A 17011-nucleotide genomic window follows, 5' to 3' on the forward strand; every position below is an offset into this window, starting at 1 on the left:
TTTCTCAATTATTGACATCCCCGCCAGGCCTTATAAGACGCGCACTTAGCGATTATCACCCTTTTGCAACCTCAATTTAACCTCAAAATCAACTCTTGTGCTGAAAAGAATCCCTACTAGAATACTCACCATATAGCGTCTATTTTATCAAACAACCCCTACATATAGTATTTATCCACAGACTTAGTCACAACATGACTCTGTGGATAATATGGGGGATATTTTTTCTTTCACGGACAGGTAAAAAACCACATGAATCAGAGTCTGCTGGTGACAAAGCGTGATGGTAGTACAGAGCGCATCAATCTCGACAAAATCCACCGAGTTCTGGATTGGGCGGCAGAAGGACTGAATAACGTATCGATTTCTCAGGTCGAGCTGCGCTCCCACATTCAGTTTTATGACGGAATCAAGACCTCCGACATCCATGAAACAATCATCAAAGCAGCCGCCGACCTGATCTCCCGCGAAGCGCCGGATTATCAGTATCTGGCTGCCCGTCTGGCGATTTTCCACCTGCGTAAAAAAGCGTACGGTGAGTTTGAACCGCCAAAGCTGTTCGACCATGTCGTGAAAATGGTTGAAATGGGCAAATACGACAATCATCTGCTGGAAGACTACACGGAAGAAGAGTTCAAGCAGATGGACTCGTTCATCGTACACGACCGTGATATGACCTTCTCCTACGCTGCGGTGAAGCAGTTGGAAGGTAAATATCTGGTGCAAAACCGTGTTACCGGTGAGATCTATGAAAGCGCACAGTTCCTCTACATTCTGGTAGCGGCTTGCCTGTTCTCTAACTATCCGCGTGAAACACGTCTGCAATATGTAAAACGTTTCTACGACGCCGTTTCTACGTTCAAAATCTCGCTGCCGACGCCAATTATGTCCGGCGTGCGTACCCCAACGCGTCAGTTCAGCTCCTGCGTACTAATCGAGTGCGGCGACAGCCTGGACTCCATCAACGCAACCTCCAGCGCAATTGTGAAATACGTTTCTCAGCGTGCCGGTATCGGCATTAACGCTGGTCGCATCCGTGCGCTGGGTAGCCCGATTCGCGGCGGTGAAGCGTTCCACACCGGCTGTATTCCGTTCTACAAGCATTTCCAGACTGCGGTGAAATCCTGCTCTCAGGGTGGCGTACGCGGTGGTGCAGCCACGCTGTTCTACCCAATGTGGCACCTGGAAGTTGAAAGCCTGCTGGTCCTGAAAAACAACCGTGGCGTAGAAGGCAACCGCGTACGTCACATGGACTACGGCGTACAGATCAACAAGCTGATGTACACCCGTCTGCTGAAAGGCGGCGACATCACCCTGTTCAGCCCGTCCGACGTCCCGGGTCTGTATGACGCGTTCTTCGCCGATCAGGATGAGTTCGAGCGTCTGTACACCCAATATGAAAACGACGACAGCATCCGCAAACAGCGCGTGAAAGCAGTTGAGCTGTTCTCACTGATGATGCAGGAACGTGCCTCGACCGGTCGTATCTACATTCAGAACGTTGACCACTGCAACACCCACAGCCCGTTTGATCCGGTTGTCGCGCCGGTACGCCAGTCCAACCTGTGCCTGGAAATCGCCCTGCCGACCAAACCGCTGACCGACGTTAACGATGAAAACGGCGAAATTGCGCTGTGTACGCTGTCCGCATTTAACCTGGGCGCTATCGAAAGTCTGGACGAACTGGAAGAGCTGGCCGTACTGGCGGTACGTGCGTTGGATGCGCTGCTCGATTACCAGGATTATCCGATTCCGGCCGCCAAGCGCGGTGCGATGGGTCGTCGTACGCTGGGTATTGGCGTGATCAACTACGCTTACTGGCTGGCGAAAAACGGTAAACGCTACTCTGACGGCAGCGCCAATAACCTGACTCACAAAACCTTTGAAGCGATTCAATATTACCTGTTGAAGGCTTCTAACGAGCTGGCAAAAGAGCAAGGCGCATGCCCATGGTTTAACGAAACCACCTATGCGAAAGGTATTCTGCCGATTGATACCTATAAAAAAGATCTTGATGCTATCGCTAACGAACCGCTGCATATGGACTGGGAACAGCTGCGTGAATCTATCAAGACTCACGGCCTGCGTAACTCCACGCTGTCAGCCCTGATGCCGTCCGAGACCTCTTCACAGATCTCCAACGCCACCAACGGTATTGAACCGCCACGCGGTTACGTGAGCATCAAAGCGTCGAAAGATGGGATTCTGCGTCAGGTCGTGCCGGACTACGAACACCTGCACGACGCATACGAACTGCTGTGGGAAATGCCAAACAACGACGGCTATCTGCAGCTGGTAGGCATCATGCAGAAATTTATCGATCAGTCGATTTCCGCCAACACCAACTACGATCCGTCGCGCTTCCCGTCCGGAAAAGTACCGATGCAGCAGTTGCTGAAAGACCTGCTCACCGCCTACAAATTTGGTGTCAAAACGCTGTATTATCAGAACACCCGTGACGGTGCGGAAGACTCTCAGGACGATCTGGTACCGTCCATTCAGGACGATGGCTGCGAAAGCGGCGCATGTAAGATTTAATCTTTTGCCGGGTGGCGTAACGCTTACCCGGCCTACAAATTAATTCGCGGTATTGTAGGCCGGATAAGCAAAGCGCATCCGGCAGTACATTCCAGACAGGATTCACATCAATGGCATACACCACTTTTTCACAGACGAAAAATGATCAGCTTCTGGAACCGATGTTCTTCGGCCAGCCGGTGAACGTCGCCCGCTACGATCAGCAAAAATATGACATCTTTGAAAAACTGATCGAAAAGCAGCTCTCTTTCTTCTGGCGTCCGGAAGAAGTCGATGTTTCTCGCGATCGTATCGACTTCCAGGCATTGCCGGAACATGAAAAACATATCTTCATCAGCAACCTGAAGTATCAGACGCTGCTGGACTCCATTCAGGGACGTAGTCCTAACGTCGCGCTGCTGCCGTTGATCTCGATCCCTGAACTGGAAACCTGGGTGGAAACGTGGGCGTTTTCTGAAACGATCCACTCCCGCTCTTACACCCACATCATCCGTAATATTGTTAACGATCCGGCGGTGGTGTTTGACGATATCGTCACCAACGAGCAAATCCAGAAACGCGCAGAAGGCATCTCCAGCTACTACGACGAATTGATCGAGATGACCAGCTACTGGCATTTGCTCGGTGAAGGTACACATACCGTTAATGGTAAAACGGTTGTCGTAAACCTGCGTGAGCTGAAGAAGAAGCTGTATCTGTGCCTGATGAGCGTGAACGCGCTGGAAGCGATCCGCTTTTATGTCAGCTTCGCCTGCTCTTTCGCCTTCGCCGAACGTGAACTGATGGAAGGCAACGCGAAAATTATTCGTCTGATCGCCCGCGACGAAGCCCTGCACCTGACCGGTACTCAGCATATGCTGAACCTGCTGCGCAGCGGCGTGGACGATCCGGAGATGGCGGAAATTGCCGAAGAGTGCAAACAAGAGTGCTACGACCTGTTCGTACAGGCCGCGCTGCAGGAAAAAGAGTGGGCGGACTATCTGTTCCGTGATGGCTCAATGATTGGCCTGAACAAAGACATTCTGTGCCAGTACGTTGAGTACATCACCAACATCCGTATGCAGGCTGTTGGACTCGATCTGCCATTCCAGACACGTTCTAACCCGATCCCTTGGATCAATACCTGGCTGGTGTCTGACAACGTCCAGGTTGCGCCGCAGGAAGTGGAAGTCAGCTCTTATCTGGTCGGCCAGATCGATGCCGAAGTCGATACTGACGATCTGAGTAACTTCCAGCTCTGATGGGCCGCGTGACTCTGCGCATCTCTGGCACGCAGTTGCTGTGCCAGGATGAACACCCTTCCCTGCTTGCCGCGCTCGAGTCGCACGATGTTGAAGTCGAATATCAGTGTCGTGAAGGCTACTGCGGCTCCTGCCGTACCCGCCTGGTGGCGGGACAGGTTGACTGGATTGCAGAACCGCTGGCCTTCATTCAGCCCGGTGAAATATTGCCGTGCTGTTGCCGGGCAAAAGGCGATATTGAAATAGAGCTGTAGTGTTTAGTGAACTTCATGCGCGGAGACCAGTACCACGTCTTCGCGTTTTTTCATCTGCATGATATACAGCGCCCCGGCCAGTACCACCAGCAGCGCACCCACCAGATAAATCGCCCGATATCCCACGCCCTCGACCATCATCCCCATGATAAACGCGCCGATTGCCATTCCCGCATCCATCGCATTGAAAAACAGCGAATTGGCGATACCAATTTTATGCGGTTCCACCGAACTAATAATTTGTGTCTGAAATACGGGTGTGACCGAACCATAACCGATGCCAATTAATCCACCGGAAATAATCATCATAATGCTGCCGTTAGTATAGCCAAGCGCCACCAGCCCGACGGTGAAAGCCAGCAAACACGGATAGACCACGTATTTCGGCCCTTTTTTATCACAAACATTGCCGGTAAAGGTTCGACAGATCATCAGGCAAATGGCGTAACACAACAGGAAATTACTGGCGGCGGCCATCAGATCGAGCTCGCGCGCATACAGTGCGAGAAAAGCGGAAACGCCCGCGTAGGAAAAGGTCATGAAAAACGTCACCATCGCGAAAGGCAGTGCGGCGCGATCAAACATAGCAGCAAATCCCAGCTTCGGTTTTGAGCCGTCAGCATGACGGATAACCGGCGGTACGGCGACAATCAATGACAGGATAATACCCAGTACGGCAACCGCGCTACACAGCCAGAATGCAGTGGTAAAAGCTTCCCAGCGTGCCATGTTCAGCCCTACCCACGGCCCCACAACCATTGCCAGTCCCATGGCTAACGAGAAAAAACTGATGCCCTCCCCACGTCGGGAGGCCGGTATCAACCGCGCGGAAATCGTTCCTTTTACCGTGGTAATAACGCCAAACGTTACACCATGAAGCACCCGAATCAACAGCAGTGATTCAATTGAGTGGCAAACAGGATACAGCGCAGTGACCACCAAAAAGGCCAGAGAAGAGAGCACCAGAATTGTTTTATTCGAATATTTTCCTACCCATTGTCCCGCAAACGGGCGCACAACAATTGCGGCCCCCAAAAAGAAGGTGACTAATAATCCGGCCTTATCTGGAGTGGCATGCAGGCGATCCGAAATATAGATCGGCAACAGCGTGAGCAGGACATAAAAAACAAAAAATATAATAAAGCTGATTATCGTTATTGCCCAAAAATCTTTCGTCCACAGTTTTTCTTTCATATTCGACAACCTGTCCAGACGGCGCACGCAGGCAACGCTCAGCTCAACTGAACTACGGACAGGTGCGTCGAAGTGTGATTTTACGGTAGACCGCAAGTATAAACAGGTCCATTATATTAGAGAAATTAATCGTTTTAATATTGTTGATTAGAGGGAGCTAATGACATTAACCCAGATCCATGCCCTGCTTGCCGTACTTGAGTACGGTGGTTTTACCGAAGCCAGCAAGCGGCTGTACATGACCCAATCCGCCGTTAGCCAGGCAATTTCAGCGCTAGAGGAAGAACTAGGGGTTGATATTCTTATCCGCGAACGCCGCAAAGACATTCAACTTAGTCCGGCCGGGAGTCGGATCGTTTCACACCTGCGGACGATCGTGTCTGAAACCAACGCGGTGAAAGAGATTGCCGAGCAAGAGCGACAAAACCCGGCCAGAACCCTGCGAATCGGCTGCTTTCCCAGCGCCTGTGCCTGTATTTTGCCCGGTATCATCCACCACTTCGAGCAGCACCACCCGCATATCAAAATTATCCCTTATGAAGAAAACAGCACGGCAATCGTTGATTCCCTGCGCAGTGGGGACATCGATGCGGGATTTGTGCATTTCCCGGTAAATGGCATGTACTGCGTACCGGTGTATCGCGACAAATTTACCGTTGTAGTTCCTGAAAGCCATCCGCTGGCGGCCAATAGCACAATTTCAGTGGAACAACTGGTTGGAGAACCGCTCATTATCAGCAAAGGTCGCTATGAATTAAGCATCATGACGCTATTTAAAGAGAAGGGAATTGAACCGGTCATTAAATACGAGTTTAACCATCCGGATACCGCGATGAGCTTTATTCGTCAGGGGCTGGGTATAGCGTTATTACCGGAATTAACGCTGAAGGCGGTTGGTGGGAAAGTACGCTCAGTCGCGCTGGAACCGACGTTCTATCGACAGATATCCTTACTGGCAAAAGAGCCACCGGTGGACGGCAGCCCTTTATTTCTCCTGCAGGCATGTATGGAAACGTTGACAGCAGACGGCCTTATCTAGCAGTTAAAACGTTTCATCCATTTAGGCCTGTGACCGGAGGTGCATCACAGGCCTTACGCCATCACTCTTTATTCAAGAATTTCACTGCTTTGTCGGGGAAGTCGGTGAACAGCCCGTCCACGCCCGCCTTGTTATAAAGAATGTCATACAGCTGGTTTACGTCAGTGGTGTAATCCGGCAGTTGATCGGCGCGAACGGTATAAGGATGCACAACCATCTTATTCTGATGTGCGTCCTGCACCATGCCAGTTAACGAGATATTGCCCTTCTTCGACTTCTCATCAATCAGCATGTGATAGTCCGGCCCAATGCCGTCCGCATACTGCGCAACCTGCTTCATGGCACCCGGTTTAAACATCCAGTCGTAGTTGTAATTAACCCAACTACCGTCCGGCTTTTTCTCCTGGGTTTCATTCCAGTCAGTGTACGCAATCAACTGTACCAGATTGAGATCCATCCCCATCTTCGGTTCCAGTTCATTTTTAATGCGCTTCAACTCTGCAACATCAAAACACTGTAGATAGACCTTGTCGTTCTTGTCGGTATACCCGTACTTTTTCAGCACTTCCAGCGTTTTAGCCGCAATGTCCTTCCCTTCCTGGTGATGGAACCACGGCGCTTTCATTTCCGGGTAAATACCGATGTTTTTACCGGTGGAATGATTTAATCCCTGAACAAACTCAATCTCTTCTTCGAACGTGTGCACGCGGAAATCAGATTTACCCATCGGGAAGCGCCCTGGGTAAGTCTGGACCTTTTTGCCATTTTCGATATCGAAGCCTTCGGTAAATTTCAGCGATTTAATTTCATCCAGCGTAAAGTCGATGGCGTAGTAACGCCCATCTTTACGCGCACGATCCGGAAAACGCTCGGCAACATCGGTGACGCGGTCAAGATAGTGGTCATGCAGGACGACCAGATGGTCATCCTTGGTCATCACCAAATCCTGCTCCAGATAATCCGCCCCCTGGGCATAGGCCATCGCCTTTGCTGGCAGCGTATGCTCCGGCAGATAACCGCTGGCGCCACGATGCGCAATCACGATTTTATCTGCGGCAACCGCTGCACTGCTGACCACCATACCTGCGAGCATCAGCGCCACGCTGAGACTTTTCAATGTGGTTTTCATCTATTAGCCCCCGTTACGCTTCAGTTCCATCTCTTCGTGATGGCGTTTTTCGCCAATCATGACGACTACCAGCAGAATAACCGCCAGCACGCTACCGCCAATCATTACCATAAAGCCGCCGTCCCAACCGAAGAAGTCAACGGTGTAGCCAACAATGGCGCTCGCGGCCACAGAACCGCCGAGATAACCGAACAGACCGGTAAAGCCAGCCGCCGTTCCCGCCGCTTTTTTCGGTGCCAGTTCCAGCGCGTGCAGACCAATCAACATTACCGGACCGTAGATCAGGAAGCCGATGATGATCATACAAGCCATATCCACGTTCGGGTTGCCTGCCGGGTTCATCCAGTAAACGATGGTCGCAATAGTTACCAGCGTCATAAAGAACACGCCGGTCGCGCCACGGTTACCACGGAAGACTTTATCCGACATCCAGCCGCACAGCAGCGTGCCCGGAATACCCGCATACTCATACAGGAAGTAGGCCCAGGATGATTTGTCCAGTGCGAAATGCTTCACTTCTTTCAGGTAGGTTGGTGACCAGTCCAGGATGCCGTAGCGCAGCAGATAAACAAACACGTTGGCGATAGCGATGTACCACAACAGTTTGTTCGGCAGTACGTACTGCATGAAGATCTGCTTCGCAGTCAGCTCTTCTTCCGCTTTCTCGGTGTAATCGTCCGGATAGTCGTTCTTATACTCTTCGATAGGCGGCAGACCACAGGACTGCGGTGTATCACGCATCAGGGCAAAAGCAATCAGCGCGACGACGATCGCACCGAAAGCAGGCATATACAGCGCCGCTTTCCAGTCATTGAACCAGGCCATACCCAGCAGGAACAACAGCGGAGGCAGACCGCCACCCACGTTATGCGCACAGTTCCAGACGGAAACAATGCCTCCACGCTCTTTCTGCGACCACCAGTGCACCATGGTACGGCCACACGGCGGCCAGCCCATCCCCTGGAACCATCCGCAGAGGAACAGCAGCACAAACATAATAGCAATGCTCGATGTCGCCCACGGCACAAAGCCCATGAACAACATCACAGCGGCGGCCAGTATCAGACCGGCTGGCAGGAAAACGCGCGGATTCGAGCGATCCGAAATGGACCCCATGATGAATTTCGAAAATCCGTAAGCAATGGAGATACCGGACAACGCAAAACCCAGATCGCCACGCGAGAAACCTTGTTCAACCAGATACGGCATCGCAAGGGCAAAGTTCTTACGTACCAGATAGTACGCGGCATAACCAAAGAAAATCCCCAGAAAAATCTGCCAACGTAATCGACGATATGTCGGGTCGATCTCCGCTGCAGGTAAACGCGCCGTGTGTGACGCTGGTTTAAAAATGCTCAACATAGTGTAGCCTCCGTGGCCGTCTTTCATTCGAAGTAAACACTGCAGTTCGTCATTACTACCCTACCGCTCCCAGTGTGGCCGCGATGTTAAGGAAAGATACATAACAAAAATGTGAAACGCAGCACATATTGTTACAGATTTATGACAAATGTTCATAAAGGCGCACGAAATCACGTTTCATTTTCGAATAATGAGCGATTATGCGCGAAATCAAACAATCCATGTTTTTTATGTGGCTAAATGATAAAAAACGAACTGTGAGGAAAAACAATGAAAACTCGCGACTCGCAAACAAGTGACGTGATTATCATTGGTGGAGGAGCAACAGGTGCAGGGATCGCACGTGACTGTGCGCTGCGCGGGTTGCGCGTCATCTTAGTGGAACGCCACGATATCGCCACAGGTGCGACCGGGCGCAACCACGGTCTGCTGCACAGCGGTGCACGCTACGCCGTCACCGACGCTGAATCTGCCCGTGAGTGCATCAGCGAAAACCAAATTCTGAAACGTATCGCCCGTCATTGCGTTGAGCCAACGGACGGTCTGTTTATTACTCTGCCGGAGGATGAGCTGTCCTTCCAGGCTACCTTTATTCGCGCCTGTGAAGAGGCAGGGATTCGCGCAGAAGCGATTGACCCTCAGCAGGCACGTATTATCGAACCTTCTGTGAATCCACAGCTGATTGGTGCAGTAAAAGTACCAGACGGCACGGTCGATCCTTTCCGCTTAACAGCAGCTAACATGCTGGATGCGCGTGAGCATGGAGCGGTTATCTTAACGGCGCATGAAGTGACGGGACTGATCCGCGAAGGCGCAACGGTTTGCGGCGTTAACGTGCGCAATCATCTGACAGGCGAAATGCAGTCCCTGCATGCACCGGTTGTCGTCAACGCCGCTGGGATCTGGGGTCAACGCATTGCGGAATATGCCGATCTGAGCATCCGTATGTTCCCGGCCAAAGGTTCGTTGCTGATTATGGATCATCGCATTAACCAGCATGTCATTAACCGCTGCCGTAAGCCCTCTGACGCCGATATTCTGGTGCCTGGCGATACCATTTCACTGATCGGTACCACCTCACAGCACATTGATTACGACGATATCGACAGCAACCGCGTCACCGCAGAAGAGGTCGATATTCTGCTGCGTGAAGGCGAGAAGCTGGCGCCGATTATGGCGAAAACGCGCATTTTACGCGCCTATTCTGGCGTACGCCCGCTGGTGGCTAGCGACGACGACCCAAGCGGTCGTAACGTCAGCCGTGGGATTGTACTGTTCGATCACGCTGAACGTGACGGACTGGAAGGGTTTATCACCATTACCGGCGGCAAACTGATGACCTACCGCCTGATGGCGGAATGGGCCACCGATGCCGTTTGCCGTAAGCTGGGCAATACCCAGCCTTGCACAACGGCAGACACCGCGCTGCCTGGCTCACAGGAATCTACCGAGCATACGCTTAAACGCGTGATCTCATTGCCAGCTCCACTGCGCGGCTCGGCGGTCTACCGTCACGGCGATCGCACCCCTGCGTGGCTTAGCGAAGGCCGCCAGCACCGCAGTCTGGTCTGTGAATGCGAAGCAGTCACCGCAGGCGAAGTGCAATACGCCGTCGAGAATTTAACCGTCAACAGCCTGCTCGATTTGCGTCGCCGTACCCGTGTTGGAATGGGGACCTGCCAGGGCGAATTGTGTGCCTGTCGCGCCGCAGGTTTGCTGCAACGTTTCAATGTCACTACCGCAGCGCAGTCCATTACCCAGCTTTCCGACTTCCTCAACGAACGCTGGAAAGGCGTGCAGCCTATCGCCTGGGGAGATGCGCTGCGCGAAAGCGAATTCACGCGCTGGGTTTATCAAGGGTTGTGTGGTCTGGAAAAGGAGCACCAGGATGAAATTTGATACCGTCATTATCGGCGGCGGCCTCGCCGGACTGCTATGTGGCCTGCAACTGCAAAAAAGCGGACTGCGCTGCACGATTGTTACCCGCGGCCAAAGCGCCCTGCATTTTTCCTCCGGCTCACTGGATTTGCTCAGCAGCTTACCCGATGGTCAGCCGGTGACGGATATAGAAGCGGGTTTGAATGCGCTGCGCACTCAGGCACCCGCACATCCGTATAGCACCATCGGAACGCAGAACGTTCTGGAACTGGCCCAACAGGCGCAAAATTTACTGGAAGAATGCGGAACGCATTTGCAGGGCAAAGTGCATCAGGCACATCAACGTGTTACCCCGCTGGGCACCCTGCGCTCAACCTGGTTAAGTTCCCCGGAAGTGCCGGTCTGGCCGCTGTCCGCACAGCGTATCTGCGTTGTAGGGATTAGCGGGTTACTGGATTTTCAGGCGCATCTCGCCGCAGCGTCATTACGCCAACGCAATCTCAGCGTCGAGACGGCAGAAATCGAGCTACCGGAGCTGGATGTCCTGCGTGATAACCCAACCGAGTTTCGCGCCGTTAATATTGCGCGCCTGCTGGATAACGAAGATAAATGGTCGCTGCTCTATGACGCATTGCTGCCAATGGCAAAAACCTGCGACATGATAATCATGCCGGCATGCTTTGGTCTGGCCGATGAGCGGCTCTGGCAGTGGCTTAACGAGCGCCTCCCCTGCTCGCTGACACTGTTACCGACCCTACCACCTTCGGTGCTGGGCATGCGTTTGCACAACAAATTACAGCGCCAGTTTGTGCGCCAGGACGGTGTGTGGATGCCGGGTGATGAAGTGAAAAAAATCACCTGTCAGGATGGCGTGGTCAGCGAAATCTGGACCCGAAATCATGCCGATATCCCCTTGCGGCCACGTTTCGCCGTGCTCGCCAGCGGCAGTTTCTTCAGCAGCGGGCTGGTCGCCACGCGTGAGGCAATCTACGAACCAATCCTGGGACTGGATGTACAGCAAACAGCTACCCGCGCCGAGTGGTATCAGCGTGATGTTTTCGATCCACAACCGTGGCAACAGTTTGGCGTGACTACCGATTCCGCATTACGCCCATCACTGGCGGGAAAAACGATAGAGAACATGTATGCCATTGGTTCCGTCCTCGGCGGATTCGACCCTATCTCCCAGGGTTGCGGAGGCGGCGTGTGCGCAGTTAGCGCCTTACATGCCGCGCATCATATTGCGAAACGTGCAGGAGGACAGCAATGAGCGACACACGTTTTGAAAGTTGTATCAAATGTACGGTGTGCACCACCGCCTGCCCGGTAAGCCGCGTCAATCCGAGCTACCCGGGCCCTAAGCAGGCCGGCCCGGACGGTGAACGCCTGCGCCTGAAAGATGGCGCGCTATATGACGACGCGCTGAAATACTGCATCAACTGTAAACGCTGCGAAGTGGCCTGTCCGTCAGACGTGAAAATCGGCGATATCATCCAGCGCGCGCGCGCCAAATACGACACGACGCGCCCATCGTTGCGTAACTTTGTCTTAAGTCATACCGATTTAATGGGCAGCGTATCCACCCCCTTCGCCCCTATAGTGAATACCGCCACCTCATTAAAACCGGTGCGTCAACTACTGGATTACGCGTTAAAAATCGATCATCGCCGTACGCTGCCGAAGTACTCCTTTGGCACCTTCCGCCGCTGGTATCGCAGCGTTGCCGCACAGCAGGCGCAGTACCAGGATCAGGTCGCCTTTTTCCACGGCTGTTTTGTGAATTACAACCATCCCCAGCTCGGCAAAGACCTGATCAAGGTGTTGAATGCGATGGGTACTGGTGTGCAACTGCTGAGTAAAGAGAAATGCTGCGGCGTACCGCTGATTGCCAACGGTTTTACCGATAAAGCGCGTAAGCAGGCAGTAAGCAACGTGGCCTCACTCAGAGAGGCGATTGATGGCAAAGGCATTCCGGTGATCGCCACCTCATCAACCTGTACCTTTGCGCTACGTGATGAATATCCGGAAGTGCTGGATGTCGACAACTCAGGCCTGCGTGAACACATTGAACTGGCAACCCGCTGGCTATGGCGCAAGCTGGATGAAGGTAAAACGCTGCCGCTGAAGACGCTGCCGCTGAAGGTGGTCTATCACACGCCATGTCACATGGAGAAAATGGGCTGGACGCTCTATACGCTGGAGCTACTGCGACAAATTCCAGGGCTGGAGCTGACGGTGCTGGATTCTCAGTGTTGCGGGATTGCCGGGACTTACGGCTTTAAAAAGGAAAACTATCCGACTTCACAGTCTATTGGCGCACCGTTATTCCGCCAAATTGAAGAAAGCGGCGCTGATATCGTCGTCACCGACTGCGAAACCTGTAAATGGCAGATTGAGATGTCTACAAGCAAACGCTGCGAACATCCTATCACCCTGCTTGCCAAAGCGTTGGGTTAACTCTGTTGCCCGGTGGCGTTTGCTACCGGGCATTTTTACGTAGCCCGTTCTGCTTAATTGAATACGTTGCAGTCGGACGTATTTATCTCTGATTCATCCACGCAAAGAACCCATTTCCCGCATGCAGCGCATATTAAAAGTGGATACCGTCACGCCATCTTCTCTTTCTGGTGACGGACTACCATGGCTAAATCCACTACATCTACACCGCATGATGCCGTTTTTAAAAAGATAATGTCTTACCCTGAGATGGCTCGGGATTTTCTGGATATACATCTTCCTATCGCATTACGTGAGATATGTGATTTACAAACGCTGAAGCTGGAGTCCACCAGTTTTATCGAACAAGATCTCCGCGCATACTACTCCGACGTAGTGTGGTCACTAAAAACCCGCGAAGGTCAGGGCTATATTTATTGTGTTATTGAACATCAGAGTACCGCGGTACCGCATATGGCATTTCGCCTGATGCGTTATGCCACCGCGGCGATGCAGCATCATCTTGATGCCGGGAATAAAACGCTGCCGCTGGTGATCCCCATGTTGTTTTATCACGGCCAACAAAGTCCCTATCCCTGGTCGCTCAACTGGCTGGATGAATTTGATAATCCGCAACTGGCACGACAACTGTATTCAGAGGCTTTTCCGCTGGTCGACATTACCGTAATACCTGACGATGAAATCGCGCAGCATCGCGGGGTTGCGCTGCTTGAGTTGATGCAAAAACATATCCGCGATCGTGATTTAATGGGGTTAGTGGACCGCCTGGTCTCGCTATTAATTACAAGCACTGCTAATGACAGCCAGCTACAAACGCTATTTAATTACCTGATACGGTACGGCGACGTTTCTCGCGTCAGTGAGTTTATCCGCGAAGTTGCCGAACGATCCCCCCATCACAAGGAGAAGCTGATGACAATTGCAGAGAGGCTCAGGCAGGAAGGCCACCAAAATGGACTGCAAGAAGGGATACAGCAAGGGTTAGAACAAGGAATGCAAAAAGGTACGCAAGAAGAAGCCTTACGTATCGCTCACATAATGCTGGAACAAGGTATTGATCGTGATTTAGTTCAGTTAATTACCGGGCTATTGCCTGGCGATACCACCGCATGAGCCAGATTGGGAAGGCATTTAGCCTTCCCAATCTGGGATTAAATCGTCAACGACTCAACCACTTCGATCCAGCCGTGTTCGCTAGCGATATCCTGATTGTTAAGCCAGCGGCGCAGCATATTTAGCGCCATCATCGCGCACACTTCCTGACGAATCGCCAGGCTGTAGCGATTTGCATTCAGCCGTACGCGCAAGGCGTGTGTCCCATCAGCCGTGGCCAGCGCAAAGTTAATATGTTCGTTTTCGAAAGCCGATATCGCGAGTGCTAATCCAGCATAATGCTTGCTGCGTCGCTCGGTTATCCAATGCGCCGTTTGCGCCAGCGTTTCTTCCTGAGGCGGAACCACTTCACTCGCCAACAGTGGCGCATTCGCACGAGAAAGCTGCAATGCCACCAGACCACCGGTGAATTGTTCGCTCAGCGTCAGGCTGAATTGCCGTTCTTGCAACGTGCGGGCGATTTGCGCGGGTAAGCCTTCCGTACCTTCAAAAATCATATTCTGCCCGGCAACCCGCTTAACTTCTGGCCACAGCGCCAGCATCGCTTCCCGTTGGGAATCCGGACCGGTCAGCTTCAGCTCAATAATTGGCATTGAGGAGCGATAACCCATTGTTACTCCCGGAGGCAACGGCAGCGGATCCAGGCTCTGCGCCAGGTCGCTTTCAGAACGGCCAAAGGTGGTTAATCGCAGGCATAACGGGGGCTGAGCCAAAGAGAAACGCTCTCGCAAACGAGGCAGGATCTCATGCTCCACCATGACTTTGAATTCTGACGGTACACCCGGTGTAAAGAACATCAGGCAGCGATTAAGCTTCAGGGCGAACCCACACGCGGTACCCACCGGATTATTGATAAACTCAGCGCTGGCCGGAAGTTCAGCCTGTTTGCGGTTGCTTGGCGCCATCACGCGGCCACGATCGCGGAAATATCGCTCCATCTCGGCCAGCCATGCTTCATGCAGCACCAACCCTTCGCCTTTTGCCGTTGCCGCTGCCAGCGCGCTCAAATCATCGCTGGTAGGTCCCAGACCGCCATTAACGATCAGTACATCGGCGTGCTCGCTACGCTCACGCAAAACGGCGACCAAATCGTTAAGATTGTCACCTACCGTGTTGCGGCGTGTTAGCGGTAAACCCTGATTAAAGAAAAAATCGGCCAGCCAGGCGGCATTGGTGTCGACGATTTGTCCGTGCAACACTTCATCCCCTGTGGATAGCATCTCCACGTTTAACATCGTGTTCTCCTGCTTTTATGATGAAAACACTATAACGCATGGAGGGGGGAAGGCGCGACTGAACGCCGCGCCAGAAATGTTAGAAGCTGGCGTTAACCCCAACGTACGGGCCATCAGCAATCGCGTTATCACGGTTGCCGTCTTTGCCTGCCAGGTTCAGGTAACGATAACCGGCTTCGATGCTCAGCGGACGCATAATGGTCAGACGCGCACCGGCATTCGCTTCTTCATAGCTGTCGATACCGCTGGAAAGTGAATCAGGAGAGTAATAATACTCACCAAACAGACGGAAGCTATCGCCAATTGGCCATTGTAAACCACCACCGACAGCAGCAGCATAGCCTTCATCGCCATCGTTTGGATTAGTATAAACACCTTTACCACCAACGGTCGCCATCAGCGGCCCCAGTGGGATATTCAAACCTAAACCCAGCCCGGCAACATCACCGTCGTCATCGTTATGCATCCAGTTACCGCTGACGGCCAGACCAGTACTCTCAGTGCCCATACCGAATCCCAGGTTGGTGTAGTCTTCGCCAGCCTGGCCGCTGATGCTAATCGCGCTCGCCGACGCGGAAACAAACAGCATTCCGGCAAAACCCAACATTAAACTTTTTTTCATTTTCTATCCTTTCCAGCAAGAATCAAAACATAGCCCCAAAACCGATGAATTGTACTGTCAGATGGCGAGGAATCAATGAGCTAAAAAAGCGATGCAATGACATATTGTAACTAAATACTACTCACAAGATTTATTTAAGGTTAAATTCTTGTGCCAATTACACCGTTGGACGTCCCAGAACGTCATTTTCAATAAACATCCTGTTTTCCCTGCCAAAGCGCTCTTGATCACCGATGAAACATTTTTTCTGCCGCCAGCAAAAGGTAAGATGCGTGCATGACGGAATTTTCTCTACCTCCCCAACAAGGACTCGACTGATGCGCCAAAGAACGATTGTTTGCCCATTAATTCAAAACGATGGCTGTTATTTACTCTGCAAAATGGCTGATGACCGCGGTGTGTTTCCCGGTCAGTGGGCGCTTTCTGGCGGCGGTGTTGAACCGGGTGAACGTATTGAAGAAGCTCTGCGCCGTGAAGTGAGGGAAGAGCTGGGCGAGCAACTGGTGTTATCAGAAATTACCCCCTGGACCTTCAGTGATGATATTCGCACTAAAACCTATGCTGATGGCAGTCAGGAAGAGATTTACATGATTTATCTTATCTTCGATTGTGTTGCGGCGAATCGTGAAGTGAAGATTAACGAAGAGTTCCAGGCATTCGCCTGGGTTAAACCGGAAGATCTCAGTGCCTACGATTTAAATATCGCCACGCGTAAAACGTTAACCTTAAAAGGGTTACTGTAGGTTATCATTTTAATAACGGCATATAATTAACATTCTGAATAGCGGCATTGCACTCATCAACTTATAGCAAACAGCAATGTCGCAAAAACCTAAAAAAACACTTAATTTCATTAAGATAAACAAAAAAACACCTCTATTTAGCTATCGTTCCCAAACCTTAAACTCTTAAGGATAAATTAACCTTCAGTCATTAACCTTTGTAGCCT

General features: G+C 51.9%; 14 protein-coding genes. 9 read left to right on the plus strand and 5 right to left on the minus strand.

The genetic code is table 11. The features are described 5' to 3' along the window. The first annotated feature begins 252 nt into the window (after positions 1–252). From nrdA to yfaE, 3 genes are all read left to right on the plus strand, one after another. Positions 253–2538 carry a class 1a ribonucleoside-diphosphate reductase subunit alpha gene (nrdA, locus tag OGY04_RS20370; protein WP_003834667.1) on the plus strand — a complete coding sequence of 762 codons (2286 nt, stop codon included), beginning with the start codon at positions 253–255 and terminating at the stop codon, positions 2536–2538. 110 nt (positions 2539–2648) lie between these two features. Continuing rightward, a complete protein-coding gene (gene nrdB / locus OGY04_RS20375) occupies positions 2649–3779 on the plus strand; it encodes a class Ia ribonucleoside-diphosphate reductase subunit beta (protein ID WP_003834668.1) in 1131 nt (376 codons plus the stop codon). Further along, the gene (gene yfaE, locus OGY04_RS20380; RefSeq protein WP_003027609.1) at positions 3779–4033 is read left to right on the plus strand and encodes a ferredoxin-like diferric-tyrosyl radical cofactor maintenance protein YfaE; all 255 of its coding nucleotides are present in this window, start codon (positions 3779–3781) and stop codon (positions 4031–4033) included. The genes nrdB and yfaE overlap by 1 nt, the downstream gene beginning before the upstream one ends. A gap of 3 nt (positions 4034–4036) precedes the next feature. On the opposite strand, the gene OGY04_RS20385 is transcribed toward yfaE, so the two are convergent. Beyond that, positions 4037–5227, minus strand: a complete 1191-nt coding sequence (locus OGY04_RS20385) for an MFS transporter (protein ID WP_286585962.1) — start codon at positions 5225–5227, stop codon at positions 4037–4039. 160 nt (positions 5228–5387) lie between these two features. Here OGY04_RS20385 and OGY04_RS20390 point away from each other — a divergent pair, with 160 nt between their 5' ends. After that, the gene (locus OGY04_RS20390; RefSeq protein WP_048234858.1) at positions 5388–6266 is read left to right on the plus strand and encodes a LysR family transcriptional regulator; all 879 of its coding nucleotides are present in this window, start codon (positions 5388–5390) and stop codon (positions 6264–6266) included. Positions 6267–6327: 61 nt separating this feature from the next. Here OGY04_RS20390 and glpQ read toward each other — a convergent pair whose 3' ends face one another. Together glpQ and glpT are read right to left on the minus strand one after the other, a co-directional pair. Then, positions 6328–7395 carry a glycerophosphodiester phosphodiesterase gene (gene glpQ / locus OGY04_RS20395; RefSeq protein WP_008785318.1) on the minus strand — a complete coding sequence of 356 codons (1068 nt, stop codon included), beginning with the start codon at positions 7393–7395 and terminating at the stop codon, positions 6328–6330. Between the two features lie 3 nt (positions 7396–7398). After that, on the minus strand, positions 7399–8757 hold the full coding sequence (gene glpT, locus OGY04_RS20400; RefSeq protein WP_003834677.1) for a glycerol-3-phosphate transporter: 1359 nt from the start codon (positions 8755–8757) through the stop codon (positions 7399–7401). A 270-nt stretch (positions 8758–9027) separates the two neighbouring features. On the opposite strand from glpT, the gene glpA reads away from it, so the two are divergent. From glpA to OGY04_RS20420, 4 genes are all read left to right on the plus strand, one after another. Beyond that, complete coding sequence (glpA, locus tag OGY04_RS20405; RefSeq protein WP_032944055.1) at positions 9028–10656, plus strand: anaerobic glycerol-3-phosphate dehydrogenase subunit A; 1629 nt, start codon at positions 9028–9030, stop codon at positions 10654–10656. Next, complete coding sequence (gene glpB / locus OGY04_RS20410) at positions 10646–11905, plus strand: glycerol-3-phosphate dehydrogenase subunit GlpB (protein ID WP_286585963.1); 1260 nt, start codon at positions 10646–10648, stop codon at positions 11903–11905. Before glpA ends, glpB begins: the two co-directional genes overlap by 11 nt. Continuing rightward, positions 11902–13092 carry an anaerobic glycerol-3-phosphate dehydrogenase subunit GlpC gene (glpC, locus tag OGY04_RS20415; protein ID WP_003834686.1) on the plus strand — a complete coding sequence of 397 codons (1191 nt, stop codon included), beginning with the start codon at positions 11902–11904 and terminating at the stop codon, positions 13090–13092. Before glpB ends, glpC begins: the two co-directional genes overlap by 4 nt. A 183-nt stretch (positions 13093–13275) precedes the next feature. Then, the gene (locus OGY04_RS20420) at positions 13276–14205 is read left to right on the plus strand and encodes an Rpn family recombination-promoting nuclease/putative transposase (protein ID WP_286585964.1); all 930 of its coding nucleotides are present in this window, start codon (positions 13276–13278) and stop codon (positions 14203–14205) included. Between the two features lie 38 nt (positions 14206–14243). Here the strand turns inward: OGY04_RS20420 and OGY04_RS20425 are convergent, their stop codons facing one another. Together OGY04_RS20425 and OGY04_RS20430 are read right to left on the minus strand one after the other, a co-directional pair. Further along, entirely contained in the window at positions 14244–15440 is a 1197-nt protein-coding gene (locus OGY04_RS20425) for a nicotinamide mononucleotide deamidase-related protein YfaY (protein WP_103285574.1), read from the minus strand. 79 nt (positions 15441–15519) lie between these two features. Beyond that, positions 15520–16062 carry a YfaZ family outer membrane protein gene (locus tag OGY04_RS20430; RefSeq protein ID WP_048215871.1) on the minus strand — a complete coding sequence of 181 codons (543 nt, stop codon included), beginning with the start codon at positions 16060–16062 and terminating at the stop codon, positions 15520–15522. 317 nt (positions 16063–16379) lie between these two features. On the opposite strand from OGY04_RS20430, the gene nudI reads away from it, so the two are divergent. Next, positions 16380–16805 carry a nucleoside triphosphatase NudI gene (gene nudI / locus OGY04_RS20435; RefSeq protein ID WP_048215870.1) on the plus strand — a complete coding sequence of 142 codons (426 nt, stop codon included), beginning with the start codon at positions 16380–16382 and terminating at the stop codon, positions 16803–16805. Positions 16806–17011: the final 206 nt, after the last annotated feature.

It is taken from the genome of Citrobacter sp. Cpo091 (assembly GCF_030332645.1).
Classification (GTDB): domain Bacteria; phylum Pseudomonadota; class Gammaproteobacteria; order Enterobacterales; family Enterobacteriaceae; genus Citrobacter; species Citrobacter portucalensis.